General features: G+C 61.6%; 15 protein-coding genes. 7 read left to right on the top strand and 8 right to left on the bottom strand.

Annotation, left to right across the window (positions count from 1 at the left end; genetic code table 11):
* The first annotated feature begins 2 nt into the window (after positions 1-2).
* Positions 3-1340: an amidohydrolase gene (locus ELQ88_RS10690; RefSeq protein WP_138964957.1), complete on the top strand. Its 1338-nt coding sequence runs from the start codon at positions 3-5 to the stop codon at positions 1338-1340.
* A gap of 76 nt (positions 1341-1416) precedes the next feature.
* On the opposite strand, the gene ELQ88_RS10685 is transcribed toward ELQ88_RS10690, so the two are convergent.
* On the bottom strand, positions 1417-3090 hold the full coding sequence (locus ELQ88_RS10685; RefSeq protein WP_128871820.1) for a DEAD/DEAH box helicase: 1674 nt from the start codon (positions 3088-3090) through the stop codon (positions 1417-1419).
* A gap of 422 nt (positions 3091-3512) precedes the next feature.
* On the opposite strand from ELQ88_RS10685, the gene ELQ88_RS10675 reads away from it, so the two are divergent.
* Positions 3513-4304 (top strand): crotonase/enoyl-CoA hydratase family protein, encoded by a 792-nt coding sequence (locus ELQ88_RS10675; RefSeq protein ID WP_128871819.1) that lies wholly within the window; start codon positions 3513-3515, stop codon positions 4302-4304.
* Between the two features lie 136 nt (positions 4305-4440).
* Here ELQ88_RS10675 and ELQ88_RS10670 read toward each other — a convergent pair whose 3' ends face one another.
* Positions 4441-5196, bottom strand: a complete 756-nt coding sequence (locus tag ELQ88_RS10670) for a spermidine synthase (protein WP_128871818.1) — start codon at positions 5194-5196, stop codon at positions 4441-4443.
* A 148-nt stretch (positions 5197-5344) separates the two neighbouring features.
* Here ELQ88_RS10670 and ELQ88_RS10665 point away from each other — a divergent pair, with 148 nt between their 5' ends.
* On the top strand, positions 5345-6691 hold the full coding sequence (locus ELQ88_RS10665) for a 3-deoxy-7-phosphoheptulonate synthase class II (RefSeq protein ID WP_128871817.1): 1347 nt from the start codon (positions 5345-5347) through the stop codon (positions 6689-6691).
* Between the two features lie 172 nt (positions 6692-6863).
* Here the strand turns inward: ELQ88_RS10665 and ELQ88_RS10660 are convergent, their stop codons facing one another.
* The 3 genes from ELQ88_RS10660 to ELQ88_RS10650 form a co-directional block, all read right to left on the bottom strand.
* Complete coding sequence (locus ELQ88_RS10660; protein WP_138964955.1) at positions 6864-8093, bottom strand: winged helix-turn-helix domain-containing protein; 1230 nt, start codon at positions 8091-8093, stop codon at positions 6864-6866.
* Positions 8094-8160: 67 nt separating this feature from the next.
* A complete protein-coding gene (locus ELQ88_RS10655) occupies positions 8161-8400 on the bottom strand; it encodes a DUF1127 domain-containing protein (protein ID WP_128871815.1) in 240 nt (79 codons plus the stop codon).
* A gap of 161 nt (positions 8401-8561) precedes the next feature.
* Positions 8562-8783 carry a DUF1127 domain-containing protein gene (locus tag ELQ88_RS10650; RefSeq protein ID WP_128871814.1) on the bottom strand — a complete coding sequence of 74 codons (222 nt, stop codon included), beginning with the start codon at positions 8781-8783 and terminating at the stop codon, positions 8562-8564.
* Between the two features lie 95 nt (positions 8784-8878).
* Between ELQ88_RS10650 and ELQ88_RS10645 the strand changes: the two genes are divergently transcribed.
* Positions 8879-9733, top strand: coding sequence for a LysR substrate-binding domain-containing protein (locus ELQ88_RS10645; protein ID WP_138964953.1), 855 nt, complete (start codon positions 8879-8881; stop codon positions 9731-9733).
* On the opposite strand, the gene ELQ88_RS10640 is transcribed toward ELQ88_RS10645, so the two are convergent.
* On the bottom strand, positions 9723-10472 hold the full coding sequence (locus ELQ88_RS10640) for a sulfite exporter TauE/SafE family protein (RefSeq protein ID WP_128871812.1): 750 nt from the start codon (positions 10470-10472) through the stop codon (positions 9723-9725). The two genes, ELQ88_RS10645 and ELQ88_RS10640, sit on opposite strands and share 11 nt — an antisense overlap.
* A 110-nt stretch (positions 10473-10582) precedes the next feature.
* Between ELQ88_RS10640 and ELQ88_RS10635 the strand changes: the two genes are divergently transcribed.
* On the top strand, positions 10583-11539 hold the full coding sequence (locus ELQ88_RS10635) for a LysR family transcriptional regulator (RefSeq protein ID WP_138964951.1): 957 nt from the start codon (positions 10583-10585) through the stop codon (positions 11537-11539).
* Between the two features lie 105 nt (positions 11540-11644).
* On the opposite strand, the gene ELQ88_RS10630 is transcribed toward ELQ88_RS10635, so the two are convergent.
* Complete coding sequence (locus ELQ88_RS10630; protein ID WP_007943632.1) at positions 11645-12214, bottom strand: elongation factor P; 570 nt, start codon at positions 12212-12214, stop codon at positions 11645-11647.
* Positions 12215-12262: 48 nt separating this feature from the next.
* Positions 12263-13405, bottom strand: a complete 1143-nt coding sequence (earP, locus tag ELQ88_RS10625) for an elongation factor P maturation arginine rhamnosyltransferase EarP (RefSeq protein ID WP_138964949.1) — start codon at positions 13403-13405, stop codon at positions 12263-12265.
* 124 nt (positions 13406-13529) lie between these two features.
* On the opposite strand from earP, the gene ELQ88_RS10620 reads away from it, so the two are divergent.
* Entirely contained in the window at positions 13530-13940 is a 411-nt protein-coding gene (locus ELQ88_RS10620; protein ID WP_138964947.1) for a hypothetical protein, read from the top strand.
* Between the two features lie 14 nt (positions 13941-13954).
* Positions 13955-14437 carry a GreA/GreB family elongation factor gene (locus ELQ88_RS10615; protein WP_128871808.1) on the top strand — a complete coding sequence of 161 codons (483 nt, stop codon included), beginning with the start codon at positions 13955-13957 and terminating at the stop codon, positions 14435-14437.
* Positions 14438-14443: the final 6 nt, after the last annotated feature.

Below are 14443 nucleotides of genomic sequence, written 5' to 3'. Positions count from 1 at the left end.
CAATGCAGCTGACCCGCATCGCACAAACCTGTTTGCTGACCCTGTTCGGCGCACTGGCCGGTCACGCCAGCGCCGACACACTCGAAGGCGCGCGCACGCACATTGCCGAACAGGCCAAGGCCCTGGAGCCCGAGCTACTGGAAACCCGCCGCGATATCCACGCCCACCCGGAACTGGGCAACACCGAACAACGCACCTCGCAATTGGTCGCCAAACAACTGCGGGCCATGGGCCTTGAGGTGAAAACCGGCGTCGCCCGCACCGGCGTGGTGGCCATCCTCAAAGGCGCCCTGCCCGGACCGACCGTCGCGTTGCGCGCCGACATGGATGCGCTGCCGGTCAAGGAAGTCTCGGACCTGCCTTTCGCCTCGAAAGCCAAAGGCACCTACCTCGGCAAAGAGGTCGACGTGATGCACGCTTGCGGCCACGACGCGCACACCGCCATCCTGCTGAGCACGGCGAAAATCCTCACCGGCATGCGCGACACCCTGCCCGGCACGGTAGTGTTCTATTTCCAGCCGGCAGAAGAAGGCCCGAGCGATTTTATCCCCGACGGCAAAAACACCTGGGGCGCGAAAATGATGATTGAAGAAGGCGTGATGGAATCGCCGAAACCGGACGCGGTGTTTGGCCTGCACGTCTGGGCGGGTGTCCCCGCCGGCCGGATCGCCTATCGCCCTGGCCCGACCCTGGCCAGCTCCGATGACCTGCGCATCAAGATTCTCGGCAAGCAGACCCATGCCGGGCGCCCGTGGGACGGCATCGACCCGATCACCGTCGGTGCGCAAACCATCGTCGGCCTGCAAACCGTGGTCAGCCGCCGTACCGACATTTCGTCCTATCCGTCGGTGGTCAGCATTGGCACGATCAACGGCGGCACCCGCTACAACATCATTCCCGAGTCCGTGGACATGAGCGGCACCATCCGCTCCTACGACTATGCCATCCGCCAGAAGCTGCACGCCGACGTACGCCAGACCGTGGAGAAAATCGCCGAAAGCGGCGGCGCCAAGGCTGAAGTGACGATCATCGAGAAGTATGACCCGACGATCAACAACCCGGCGCTGACCGAGAAAATGCTGCCGACCTTGCGCTGGGCAGCCAAGGACGATGTGGTGCAGGGGCCGTTGGTGGGTGGCGCCGAAGACTTTTCCTTCTACGCCAAGGAAGCGCCGGGGTTGTTTGTATTCCTGGGGGTCACGCCCAAAGACCAGGACATGAGCAAGGCGGCGCCGAATCATAATCCGGGGTTCTTTGTCGATGAGGCGGCGCTGGTGGTCGGCGTGCGGACGCTGGCGTCATTGGCCACGGACTATCTCTACGCCAACGCCAAACCCTGAGGCAAAACCCGGGCATAAAAAAATCCCCGAACCAGTCGGGGATTTTTTATGTTCGATCAATCAGCCCGAGAGCGGATCAATCTTCGCGATAGCGACGCAGCTTCAACTGCTTACCGGCAACGCGAGTGTCCTTCAGCTTGCTCAGCAGCTTCTCCAGACCATCTTCCGGCAGCTCGACGAGGCTGAAGCTGTCACGCACCTGGATGCGACCGATTGCTTCGCGAGCCAGACCACCCTCATTGAGGATAGCGCCCAGCAGGTTCTTCGCCGCGATACCGTCACGCGCGCCCAGCGCGGTACGGCAACGGGCACGACCTTCGGCCAATGGAACCGGAGCACGACGCTCGCGATCACCACGGTCCGGACGATCACCGGTACGCTCAGGACGATCGCCACGCGGTGCGTTGTTCGGCACCAGTGGGCGTTCTTTCTCGATTGCAGCCAGGGTCAGCGCCTGAGCGTTGGTGGCCTTGCGCAGCAGCGCAGCGGCCAGGGCACGCGGGGTGCAACCGATGTCGGCAGTCAGGCGGTCCAGCAACTCACCGTGAGTCGATTCGGCATCAGCCACCAGCGGCGACAGGCTGTTAGTCAACTTCTTGATGCGGGCATCAAGAACAGCTTGAGCGTCCGGCAGGCGAACTTCGGCCACTTTCTGACCGGTTACACGCTCGATCACTTGCAGCATGCGGCGCTCACGCGGAGTTACCAGCAGCAGTGCACGACCTTCGCGACCGGCACGGCCGGTACGGCCGATACGGTGCACGTAGGACTCTGGGTCGTACGGCATGTCAACGTTGAACACGTGAGTGATGCGCGGAACGTCCAGGCCACGGGCGGCAACGTCGGTCGCCACAACGATGTCCAGACGGCCATCCTTGAGGGATTCGATCACGCGTTCACGTTGGTTCTGGGCAATGTCACCGTTCAGCGCGGCGGCTTTGTAGCCTTTGGCTTCCAGGGCACTGGCCAGGTCCAGGGTCGCTTGCTTGGTGCGCACGAACATGATCAGGGCGTCGAAGTCTTCGACTTCCAGCAGGCTCAATACAGCCGAGGTCTTCTGGTCAGCGTGAACCAACAGGTGAGCCTGTTCGATCGCGGTAACGGTCTGAGTCTTGGTCTGGATCTTCACGTGCTGCGGATCACGCAGGTGACGCTCGGCAATGGCACGGATCGACTGCGGCAGGGTCGCCGAGAACAATACGGTCTGACGGGTTGGCGGCAGAGACTTGAAGATAACTTCGAGGTCGTCCATGAAACCCAGTTTGAGCATTTCGTCCGCTTCGTCGAGAACCAGGTGGTTCACGGTCGACAGGACTTTTTCGTCGCGACGCAGGTGGTCGCACAGACGGCCCGGCGTGGCGACAACGATCTGTGCGCCATTACGGATTGCTTTCAGTTGTGGACCCATAGGGGCGCCGCCGTAAACGGCCACAACGGTAACGCCCGGCATTTGCTTGGCGTAGGTTTCGAAAGCGGTTGCTACTTGCAGCGCCAACTCACGGGTTGGCGCCAGGATCAGGGCTTGCGGCTCGCGCTTGGCAGGATCGATGCGATGCAGGATTGGCAGGGCGAACGCGGCGGTTTTACCGGTACCGGTTTGCGCCTGGCCAATCATGTCGTGGCCGGCCATGATGATCGGGATCGATTGCTGCTGAATAGCCGAAGGCTCTTCGTAGCCAGTCGCAATGACGGCTGCAAGAATATTCGGATTAAGATTAAAAGCGGCGAAGCCGCCGGTTTCCTGGGTCATGGGTCTGCCTCTAAGTGCATCCGCAAAGACCCATGCTCCAAAGCTGCGCATGCCGTGTAAGACTCAAGAGTCGCCCTGGCTGCTTTGTCGGCGGGGATTTGCGAAAACGAATGAATGAAAAAGATTCGTCAAGGAAGAGTTCGCTGTGCGAACGTGCAGCCGAAGCTGGCTTCGGGGAATTGCGCTACCTAAACGCGGCCCGGTTAAAGGCCGGCGCGCACTATACCGGAAATCGGCCAAAAAGGGAGCATTATTTGTCGGAAAACTGACGTATACACCGTTATGTCACAGGCTTTGCGGATAATCGTGCAACGGTCTATTTTTCAAAGGCCCCGGCCCTGCTGGCGATCGCGCTAAAACGGTTCATCGAGGCAGCCCAGGCCGCCAGTCCGACAATCCCTTCCCGCCCGAGGAAATGCCCCATGAATCAGCCCGGCCGCAGTCGTGTAACCCGTGAACGTCGCGGTCATGTCCTGTTGCTCGGTCTGGATCGGGTGGCCAAGCGCAATGCCTTCGATCTCGACCTGCTCAATGAGTTGAGCCTGGCCTATGGCGAATTCGAGGCCGACAGCGAGGCGCGGGTGGCGGTGGTGTTTGGCCATGGCGAGCATTTCACCGCCGGGCTCGATCTGATCAACGCCAGCGCGGCCCTGGCCGAAGGCTGGCAGGCACCGCCAGGCGGCTGTGATCCGTGGGGGGTGTTTGCCGGGCCCAGGGTGAGCAAACCGGTGATCGTCGCCGCGCAAGGCTATTGCCTGACCATCGGTATCGAGCTGATGCTGGCCGCTGATATCAACCTGTGCGCGAGCAACACTCGCTTCGCCCAGAAGGAAGTGCAGCGCGGCATATTCCCGTTCGGCGGCGCGACGTTGCGCCTGCATCAAGTCGCGGGCTGGGGCAATGCCATGCGCTGGCTGCTGACCGGCGATGAATTCGACGCCCATGACGCCTTGCACCTGGGGTTGGTGCAGGAAGTCATGGCCAGTGAGGATTTGCTGCCGCGAGCGCTCGAGCTGGCGGAGCGGATCGCCCGGCAGGCGCCGCTTGGGGTGCAGGCGACCTTGATGTCGGCCCGGCAGGCGCGTTATGAAGGGGAAACGGCGGCGGCCCAGGCGTTGCCGGCGCTGGTGAAGAAGTTGCTGGCCAGTGAGGATGCCAAGGAAGGTGTGCGGTCGATGGTCGAGAAGCGGCCTGGGGTGTTCAAAGGGCTTTGAGGTTTGTGGCGATGCGGATATTGCTTTCGCGGGCAAGCCTCGCTCCTGCAGGTTTGGTGTCGTTCACATTTCCGGCGAACGACGTCAATTTGCAGGAGCGAGGCTTGCCCGCGAAGAGGCCCTGACAGCCCCCCCATTAGGTTGCCGGGCGGATGGCCTTGATCAGCGACTGCAACGAATACCCCAACCGCGGCGCCAGCCCTTCGGCCCGGGCGATCAAGCCGTCCATGTCCAGTTCCTGATCCAGCTCCGCAGGCACCAGCAGAATCACATTGCCCTCCTTCACCGGCAGCTCCCAGTAATGCCGGTGATAAAGCCCGCGCAACAACGCTGCGCCCAACGGCTTGCCGTCATCGGTCGCCCACTGGTTGATCACCAGCCAGCCCCCCGGGTTCAGGCGTTTCTGACAGTTCTCCAGGAAGCTCCACGCCAGATGCCCGACACCCGGGCCGACATCGGTGTAGAGGTCGACGAAAATCAGGTCCGCCGGTTCCGCCGTATCCAGCAGCTCCAGCGCATCGCCGACACGGATATACAGGCGCGGATCGTCATCCAGCCCAAGGTATTCGATGGCCAGGCGCGGCACGTCGGGGCGCAGTTCGATGGCTTCGACGTCTTCCAGCGGCAGGAACTTGAGGCAAGCCTGGGTCAAGGTACCGGCCCCCAGCCCGAGGAACAGCGCGTTTTCCGGCTGTTCGTGGCACAGCGCGCCGATCAGCATCGCGCGGGTGTAATCGTATTCGAGCCAGCTGGGGTCCGCGGTGAACACGCAGCTTTGCTCGATGGCATCACCGAACTCGAGAAAACGGTAATCGGCCACTTCCAGCACGCGAATCACGCCGAACTCATCCTGTACCTCGGCGAGCAGATGCTCGACGCGCTCCTCAGTCATCTTGTCTCCTGGTCGTCGCCCGGCAGGCAACACATTGAAACCGCGGCGTGGCGCGGCAAAGGCGCGATTGTCCGCGAAGCGACGGGAACAGGTCACGCACTAATTGCTGATAACATGACAGTCCGAGCGTAAAACACTAGAGACCGCGATGAGCCAACCCTGGAGTCCTGACAGCTGGCGCGCCCTGCCGATCCAGCAACAACCCCGTTACCCCGACGCCGCACATTTGCAGCACGTCGAGCAGACCCTGGCCAGCTATCCGCCGCTGGTCTTTGCCGGTGAAGCCCGGGAGTTGCGCCGTCAGTTTGCCGAAGTGACCCAGGGTCGCGCGTTTCTGTTGCAAGGTGGCGACTGCGCCGAAAGCTTCGCCGAGTTCTCCGCCGCGAAAATCCGCGACACCTTTAAAGTGCTGCTGCAAATGGCGATCGTCATGACCTTTGCTGCCGGTTGCCCGGTGGTCAAGGTCGGGCGCATGGCCGGGCAGTTCGCCAAACCGCGGTCGGCCAATGACGAAACCATCGATGGCGTGACCCTGCCGGCCTATCGGGGCGACATCGTCAACGGCATCGGTTTCGACGAAAAAAGCCGCGTGCCGGACCCGGAGCGCCTGCTGCAGTCCTATCACCAGTCCACCGCGACCCTGAACCTGTTGCGCGCCTTTGCCCAGGGCGGTTTTGCCGACCTGCATCAGGTGCACAAGTGGAACCTGGACTTCATCGCCAACTCGGCACTGGCTGAAAAGTACAGTCACCTGGCCGATCGCATCGATGAAACCCTGGCATTCATGCGTGCCTGTGGCATGGACAGTTCGCCGCAATTGCGCGAAACCAGTTTCTTCACGGCCCACGAAGCGCTGCTGCTGAACTACGAAGAAGCCTTCGTCCGTCGCGACAGCCTGACCAACGATTACTACGATTGCTCGGCGCACATGCTGTGGATCGGCGATCGCACCCGTCAGCTCGATGGCGCCCATGTCGAATTCCTGCGCGGAGTGAACAATCCGATTGGGGTCAAGGTCGGCCCCAGCATGAACCCCGACGACCTGATCCGCCTGATCGACGTGCTCAACCCGGACAACGATCCGGGGCGCCTGAACCTGATCGCGCGGATGGGCGCGAACAAGGTCGGCGATCACTTGCCGCAGTTGATCGGCGCGGTGCAGCGTGAAGGCAAGCAGGTGCTCTGGAGTTGCGACCCGATGCACGGCAATACCATCAAGGCCAGCAGCGGCTACAAGACCCGAGATTTCGCGCAGATCCTCGGCGAAGTGAAGCAGTTCTTCCAGGTTCACGAAGCGCAAGGCAGTTATGCCGGCGGTATCCACATCGAGATGACCGGGCAGAATGTGACCGAGTGCATCGGTGGGGCTCGGCCGATTACCGAAGATGGGTTGTCGGATCGGTATCACACCCATTGCGACCCGCGGATGAATGCCGATCAATCGCTGGAGTTGGCGTTCCTTATTGCTGAAACCCTGAAGCAAGTTCGGCGCTGAGTCAGCAAGTCATTCGCACCTGACAGGGCGCCATCGCGGGCAAGCTGGATGCAAAACCCTATAGGAGCTGGCTTGCCAGCGAAGAGGTCTTCACATTCAACATCATTGTTGTCTGTTAGATCGCCTTCGCTGGCAAGCCAGCTCCTACAGGGGGGTTGAGTTCGGCGCCAGCTTAATCACTGCCAATGCTGGCCAATGCCACTCGCAACCGCGCCGCACTCGCCCGCGGACAATTCAATTGAACCCGCTCCAACCCCAGCCACTGCGCCATCCGCCGCAGATTGACCGCCAACGCCAGCATCCCCTCCTCGTCCAGCCCCGGCTCTTCCTCATGCACGGCGTGCACCGCCAGCCTGCCCAGCGCTCGCTCGGCGCGCAGGTCCACCCGCGCGGCAATCCGCTCATTGTGCAAGAACGGCAACACGTAATAGCCATAGACCCGCTTGCTCTGAGGGGTGTAAATCTCCAGTCGGTAGCGAAAATCGAACAACCGCTCGGTGCGGCTACGCTCCCAGATCAGCGAGTCGAAGGGTGACAGCAGCGCGCTGGTCTCGACCTTGCGCTGCACCTTCGGCTCGGGCAGGCAGTACGCCGGCTGTCGCCAACCCTGAACCTCACAGGTCAGCAAGGCACCGGACTCGACCAACTCCGCCAGCCGCGGTCGACTGTCTGCCGGCCCCAGGCGAAAATAGTCGCGCAGGTCTTTTTCCGTACCGACCCCCAAAGCGGTGGCGGCGTGCAGCAACAACCCCCGCTGCGCCTCGGCTTCCGACAGCAGAGGCTGCTGGAGAATCGCCGAAGGAATCACCCGCTCCGGTAAATCGTACAGCCGCTCGAACCCGCGCCGCCCGGCCACGGTCACTTCACCGGCGGCGAACAACCATTCCAGTGCATGCTTTTCCGCGCTCCAGTCCCACCAGGGTCCTGCCCGCTCCTGACGGGTCGACAGGCTCCCTGCCCCCAGCGCGCCAAGTGCCTGAACCGAGTCCAGCACCCGGCGTACCGTGTCCTGCTGCTCACGACCGAAACGCGCCAGTTGCTGATAGATGTCCTCGCCACGGCTCGCGCGCAGCATGCGCCAGCGCATCAGCGGGTACATCGACAACGGCAGCAGGGAGGCTTCATGCCCCCAGTACTCGAACAACGTGCGTTGCCGGCCCCGACCCCAGGCGGCCTGGTCGAGCAAATCATGAGCGTAATGGCCGAGACGGGAGAACAGGGGCAGGTAGTGCGAACGCACCAACGCATTGACCGAGTCGATCTGCACCGACCCCAGGCGCTCGATCAATCGATTGATCCGGGCCGATTTGACCGGCGCTGGCGGCTGACGCCCGGTGAAGCCTTGGGCGGTCAGCGCCAGACGTCTGGCCTGTTTCAAGGAAAAACTCGAGGAAGTGGACATTCAACGGCTCATGGCGAGGTCTCTTCCCACCTTAGCGACCTGCGCATAAAACGCCAGCGACACCGCTTCATCGCTTGTGCGGATCGTCCCAGAACGGCCGGGACGACTCCAGCATGACGTCCGCCCGACTCAAGCCGATATCGCGCAGACAGTCATCACTCAAGCGCGCCAGTACGGCGCGATCCCTGCTCAGTTGTCGCCAGCGCATCAGTTGCGCCGTGGCCCTGGATAGCGGCAGGCCGACCTTGGCCAAGCCGTGGCTGAATGCCTGTAACCTGTTGCTCCGTGCAATAAACGATCGTTCCATGATGATGCTCCTCAGCGTCGAGGCGGCAGTCTTGGCCAGGTGTCGGGCAGGCTCCAGCGAATGTCTATGACCGTCTGTTTCAGGTCGCCACGAACCCCATTTCATGCGCTTGCGCCGCAATCATGGGGTTGTGACCGGGAATTTCCCGCAGAGCGTTCAGCTTATTTTCCATTGCTCATGGGGTCTTGCCAGAAGTGCCGTTCAGCTTCCTGCGCGACATCTGCACGGGTCAGGCCGATATCCTTCAGCGCTTCATCGCTCATGCCCGCCAACATTTCACGCTCGCGGTGCAGTTCGTACCAGCGATTGATCTTGTGCAGCAGGTCGGTCACCAGGTGGATGGAGTGTTTTTCAACGGTGATAAAACCTTTTTGACCTTTCATCGTGTTGCCCTCCGTTTGGATGGCTCAAGTGTCGCGCCAGGGCTAAGATCAATCCAACGAATGTTTCTGATGCAACACATCTCGGAGATTGATGAATGTCCGCCTACCCGAGTATCGATACCGAAGTGCTGCGCACCTTTGTCGCCATCGCCGACCAGGGCGGCTTTACCCGCGCCGGCGAACAGGTCAACCGCACCCAGTCCGCCGTGAGCATGCAGATGAAGCGACTGGAAGAGGACGTGTTGCAGCGCCAATTATTCCAGCGCGATGGACGGCAGGTGCGGCTGACCGCTGAAGGCCAGGTGCTGCTGGGTTATGCCCGGCGCATCCTCAAGCTGCACAGCGAGGTGTTCAATACCTTGCGCGAGCCGCACATGGTCGGCATGGTGCGCATCGGCACGCCGGACGATTACGTCATGCGGTTTCTACCGGGGATCCTGCGGCGATTTGCCCAGTCCTATCCGCTGATCCAGATCGAAGTGCACTGCGAACCATCAAAACAACTGCTGCTGCGCCAGGACCTGGACCTGTCCATCGTCACCCGGGAACCGGGCAACGAGATCGGCCAGTTGTTGCGCAAGGAGCGTTTCGTCTGGGCCGAAGCGCAGTGCTACAGCGTTCACGAGCAGACGCCGTTGCCCCTGGCGATGTTCAACAGCGACTGTTTCTGCAGGCTGTGGGCCTGCAATGCGCTGGACGCCATGGGCCGCGACTACCGCGTCGCCTACAACAGCTCCAGCCTGTCGGCGATCATGGCAGTGGTCAGCGCCGGCCTGGCCATCACCGCGCAACTGGAAAGCCTGATCACCCCCGACATGCGCATCCTGGGGGAGACCGAGGACCTTCCGGTCCTGCCGGAGGCGAGCATCATGCTGGTGCGCAACCTGCACAACCCGTCGCCGATCACCGAGTGCCTGGCCGAGCACATTGTCGAAGGCTTCAAACTTTAAAGGCGAGCATCACCGCGCACAGCACCAGGAACCCGCAGAACAGCCCGCGCAACAGCCGCTCCGGCAACGCGTGGGCGACCTTAACCCCCCAACTGATGCTCATCAGTCCGCCGATCGCCAAGGGCACGCCGATCGTCCAGTCCACTTCGTGGTGCACCGCATAAGTCACCAGGGTGACGCTGGTACTGGGCAATGCCAGCGCCAGTGACAGCCCCTGCGCCACCACCTGGCTGGTGCCGAAGACGCTGGTCAGCACCGGCGTCGCCACCACCGCCGCGCCCACGCCAAACAACCCGCCCATGCTGCCCGACGCGGCACCGAGGACACCCAGCCACCGTGGCGAATGGTTCATCTGCGCAGAAGGCGGCGAGTGGGTCGTGAACATTCGCACCAGGTTGTAAACCGTCAGGGCGACCAGAAAGGCGACAAAAGCGAGACGCATGGTTTGCGCATCAATGCCCACGGCCCAGATCGAACCGATCCAGGCAAAACAGAAGCCCATCGAGGCCAGCGGCAAGGCATGGCGCATCTCGATACGATTGCGCTGGTGATAACGCCACAGCGCCAGCATGACATTCGGCACGACCATCACCAGCGCGGTGCCTTGGGCGATCTGCTGATCGAGGCCGAACAGCACGCCCAGCAGCGGAATCGCGATCAAACCGCCGCCGATGCCGAACAATCCACCGAGGGTCCCCAAGGCAGCGCCAAACACCAGGTACATCAAAAACTCGATCACTTGCCCATTCCCCTCACGTCAGTACGCTCATCCTACGCAGTCGCCTCTGGCAGGGAAACGCACAGCAACGCACAATGGCTATGCCAAATTCGCACAAGCGCAGACCACGCATGAATCCCAATCAATTGACCGGGCAGTTGGGCCTGTTTCTCGACGTTCTGGAAACCGGCAGTTTTTCCGCCGCGTCCCGCCGTCATCCGCTGACCCCTTCAGCCGTAGCGCGGCGGATCGACAGCCTGGAAAAGGCGGTCGGCAGCCAATTGTTCATCCGCAGCACCCACGCGGTGCGCGCAACGCCGGCAGGACTGGCCTTTGCCGAGCGCGCCCGGCGGATTGTCGCGGAATTGCAGTTGGCCCGGGCGGAAGCGGTGTCCCTGAGCAGTGCGCCGGAAGGCCTGATCCGGATTGATGCGCCGGCAGCGTTCGGCCGGCTGCACTTGGCGCCGGTGATTGCCGATTTTCTGCGGCTGTACCCCGGCCTCGATGTGCAACTTCATCTGATCGAAAGTTTTGTCGACATGCAGGGCCTGAACCTGGGCAAAGTCGATCTGGTGCTGCGCGCCGGGCAAATGGCCGATACCCGGCTGGTGGCCACGCCGCTGGCGAGCATGGTACGGATCGCCTGCGCCAGCCCCGACTATTTGCAGCGCCGTGGCGTACCCACCGATCCGGCGCAGCTGGCGGAACATGACGGTCTCGACTGGGATGGCCTGGCTCCGCTCTTTGCCTGGCGCTTCGCACGCGACGGGCACCTGCACCTGCACCGCCCAGGGCGCATCCGCATGAGCGCCAATAACGCCGAGGCGCTGCTCGAAGGCGCATTGGCCGGGCTGGGTGTCGCGCATTTGCCGACCTGGCTGACCAGCGAATACCTGTTGCGTGGCGAACTGCTGCCGCTGTTCTGCGAAAGCGGCCTGCCCCAACCGGAAACGACCGGCATTTACGCCTTGCGCCTGGCGCAGCAACCCAACTCCCGCAGTCGCTTGTTGCTGGAATACCTGAAGGCTCGTTTCAGCCCGGTGCCGCCGTGGGACCTGGCACTGCAAAATAACTTCAGCCGCCACTGATGCAAGCCGGTCTCGCTCCACAAGGGGGTTCATCGCTGGACCTGAATCTACGCGCACAAAAAAGCCCGACTCAATGGTCGGGCTTTTTCATTCCTGAAGCGGTGCTTATTTGGCACGGCCTTTGTAGGAACCGCCTTCGCGGGTATCGATCTCGATCATGTCGCCGATTTCGATGAAGTCGGCAACCGACAGTTCGGTACCGTTCTTCAGTTTGGCAGGCTTCATCACCTTGCCGGAAGTGTCGCCGCGAGCGGAGCCTTCGGTGTAGTCGACCTGACGCACGATGGTGGTCGGCAGTTCTACGGAAACCAGGCGCTCTTCGAAGAAGATCGCTTCGCAAACATCGGTCATGCCTTCTTCAACGAAAGGCAGAACGGCTTCGATGTCTTCAGCGTTCAGCTCGTACATGGTGTAGTCGGTGGTGTCCATGAACGTGTAGGTGTCGCCGCTGATGAAGGACAGGGTCGCTTCTTTGCGGTCGAGGATTACGTCGTCCAGTTTGTCGTCAGCGCTGTAAACGATCTCGGTCTTGTAACCGGTCAGCAGGTTTTTCAGCTTGGTCTTCATGATCGCGCTGTTACGACCGGACTTGGTGAATTCAGCTTTCTGAACCAGCCAAGGATCGTTTTCGAGACGGATCACGGTACCGGGTTTCAGTTCTTTACCAGTTTTCATTGCGAATATCCGAATTTGGATGGGATTTACATAAATCTAGGCCGCGTATCATATCCAATTTACATAAAACTGTACCAGCGCCGCGGCAAGATCAGCCTGCAAGGCCTGTTCCAGACACCACGCGTCGGCATGTTTTTGCAGTTCGGGCCAGTGTTTGCGGGTCGATTGCCAGTGATCGCCCATTGTCTCACCGGCGTTCCACGCCCGCCAGAGACCGCTGATCGCCTCGCTGGCGGCTGGCGAAAGGCCTTGCACGTAGCGTTCAAGGAAAGCTTCGAGCTTCTCCAGGTGGACATCTTCTTCCTGCTGATAGATGTGCCAGAGCAGTGGCCGCGCAGCCCATTGGGCACGGACAAAGGAATCTTCGCCGCGCACGGCGTTGAAATCGCAACTCCACAGCAGCAGGTCATACTGGTCCTGCCGGACGAACGGCAGGACTTGCACGGTCAAGGCGTCGCGCACCTGCACGGCGCCCGCCGACAACCCGTCCACACCCAGCCAGCGTTCGAGATCCGCGAGAATCCGCCCTTCGGGCACCAGCAGATGCGTGGGTGTCGAGTCATTGGCCAGCGTCTCGAGCCAGCTCGCCAGGCCTTTATTTTCATAGGCAAACAGCGAGATCAGCAGCGCGCCTTCTGCACGATCGACCCCCAGGCCTTGCAGGAATTCCCGCTGTGCCTGGGGACTTTGCTGAAACTGCCGCCGCCGCTCCAGCAAGCCTTTTTCACGCAGCAAGCCACCGGTGCCCGACTGGAACCCGGGGAAGAAAAAGTACTTCTGCACATGCTTGTACTTCACCGACGGCAGGCCATGGCAGCCGACGACCCAGCTCTCGGCACTCAGGTAGTCGAGATTCATCCAGAGCGGCGGCTGTTCCCGCTCGGCCATGGCGTCCATGTAAGCACTCGGCAACTGACAGGCGAACGCGGCAATCACCACATCGGCGGCTTCGGTGGGTTGCCAGTCAGCCCCCCACCGGCACACCTCGACGCCCTGCTGCCACTGCTGCGAAGCGTTAATGTCGATGTCCGGACACAAGCGCTCGAAGGCCCGCAGATCGTCAATCCACAAACGAACCGTCACCGAATGTTCGGCCACCAGCTGTCGGGCCAGGCGCCAGGTCACACCGATGTCGCCAAAGTTGTCGACCACGGTGCAAAAGATATCCCAGCGGGCGTTCAGTTCAGGCATTCCAGGCTCCCGTTGGCAAAGGCGCCGATTGTCCGCATAAATTACCCCGTACAGAAGACCCGCCGGCGATTAATCTTCATGCGACAATCGCCCCTTGCCCGCGATCACCCGCCAGGAGGCCGCCATGCCCTACCGTCCCGACCCGCGCCGGCCATTGCCGACCCCGCTCAATGCCGTGCAACTGAGCGCCAGCATCGCCTTCGGCCTGTGGCTGGGATTCATGGCCATCGCGCTTACCGCCTGGCTCGTCGCTCGCCTGTTGTTCAGCGAGCAACTGGCGCCCGTCGCGGCAGCGATCGAGCACCTGGCCACACCGCCGGTGGTGGCGCAACCGGTGCCGGATAGTCCACCTCAGAGTCCGCTGTTCGACCAATACGAAGAGAACCTGCGCCGAAACGAGCAGCAGCAACGACTGGATCAGGCCCGCAGCAGCCAGCGCAACCTGGCCAATCCGAAATGCCAGTTCTGGCTGCAACAGGACCGCACCGCACCCAGCGAAAAAAGCCGGGCCAATGTCATGCAATTTTGCGACTGACCAAGAATCTTTCCATGCACAAGCCGACCGTCCACCAACTGATTCTCGACAAGCTGCGAATCGATCTCGACATTGCCGAGCGAGCCGCGCAAACCGCTTACGAAACCGCGACCCATGAAGAGAACATCGCCGAAAACAAGTACGACACCCTGGGCCTGGAGGCGTCTTACCTGGCGGCCGGACAGGCTAAACGGGTAGAGGAAATCAGGCAGTCACTGACGCTGTGTCAGAACCTGATGCTGCGCCCGTACGACAACCAGCGCGGCATCGAAGTCGGCGCCCTGCTCGGCCTGGAGGACGAGAAGGGTCGCGAGCAATGGCTGTTCCTGGCCCCCGACGCGGCCGGCTTGAAGATCGATCTGGTGGGCCAGCCGATCACCGTCATCACCCCGCGCTCGCCACTGGGCAAAAGCCTGCTGGGCAAGTTCGACGGGGACGAGGTGGAGATTCTGGTGGCGGGCACCCGGCAACAATTTACTGTCACCGAGGTGATCTGAAGGACA

The organism is Pseudomonas sp. MPC6 (assembly GCF_006094435.1).
Lineage (GTDB): Bacteria > Pseudomonadota > Gammaproteobacteria > Pseudomonadales > Pseudomonadaceae > Aquipseudomonas.
Note: the sequence above shows the minus strand (reverse complement) of the source record. Positions and strands in the feature narration are given on the sequence as shown.

Bases quoted from the DNA above. Each gene is read 5' to 3' on its own strand.
- ELQ88_RS10690 (WP_138964957.1), top strand. From the start codon at position 3: ATGCAGCTGACCCGCATCGCACAAACCTGTTTGCTGACCCTGTTCGGC.
- ELQ88_RS10685 (WP_128871820.1), bottom strand. From the start codon at position 3,090: ATGACCCAGGAAACCGGCGGCTTCGCCGCTTTTAATCTTAATCCGAAT.
- ELQ88_RS10675 (WP_128871819.1), top strand. From the start codon at position 3,513: ATGAATCAGCCCGGCCGCAGTCGTGTAACCCGTGAACGTCGCGGTCAT.
- ELQ88_RS10670 (WP_128871818.1), bottom strand. From the start codon at position 5,196: ATGACTGAGGAGCGCGTCGAGCATCTGCTCGCCGAGGTACAGGATGAG.
- ELQ88_RS10665 (WP_128871817.1), top strand. From the start codon at position 5,345: ATGAGCCAACCCTGGAGTCCTGACAGCTGGCGCGCCCTGCCGATCCAG.
- ELQ88_RS10660 (WP_138964955.1), bottom strand. From the start codon at position 8,093: ATGTCCACTTCCTCGAGTTTTTCCTTGAAACAGGCCAGACGTCTGGCG.
- ELQ88_RS10655 (WP_128871815.1), bottom strand. From the start codon at position 8,400: ATGGAACGATCGTTTATTGCACGGAGCAACAGGTTACAGGCATTCAGC.
- ELQ88_RS10650 (WP_128871814.1), bottom strand. From the start codon at position 8,783: ATGAAAGGTCAAAAAGGTTTTATCACCGTTGAAAAACACTCCATCCAC.
- ELQ88_RS10645 (WP_138964953.1), top strand. From the start codon at position 8,879: ATGTCCGCCTACCCGAGTATCGATACCGAAGTGCTGCGCACCTTTGTC.
- ELQ88_RS10635 (WP_138964951.1), top strand. From the start codon at position 10,583: ATGAATCCCAATCAATTGACCGGGCAGTTGGGCCTGTTTCTCGACGTT.
- ELQ88_RS10630 (WP_007943632.1), bottom strand. From the start codon at position 12,214: ATGAAAACTGGTAAAGAACTGAAACCCGGTACCGTGATCCGTCTCGAA.
- earP (WP_138964949.1), bottom strand. From the start codon at position 13,405: ATGCCTGAACTGAACGCCCGCTGGGATATCTTTTGCACCGTGGTCGAC.
- ELQ88_RS10620 (WP_138964947.1), top strand. From the start codon at position 13,530: ATGCCCTACCGTCCCGACCCGCGCCGGCCATTGCCGACCCCGCTCAAT.
- ELQ88_RS10615 (WP_128871808.1), top strand. From the start codon at position 13,955: ATGCACAAGCCGACCGTCCACCAACTGATTCTCGACAAGCTGCGAATC.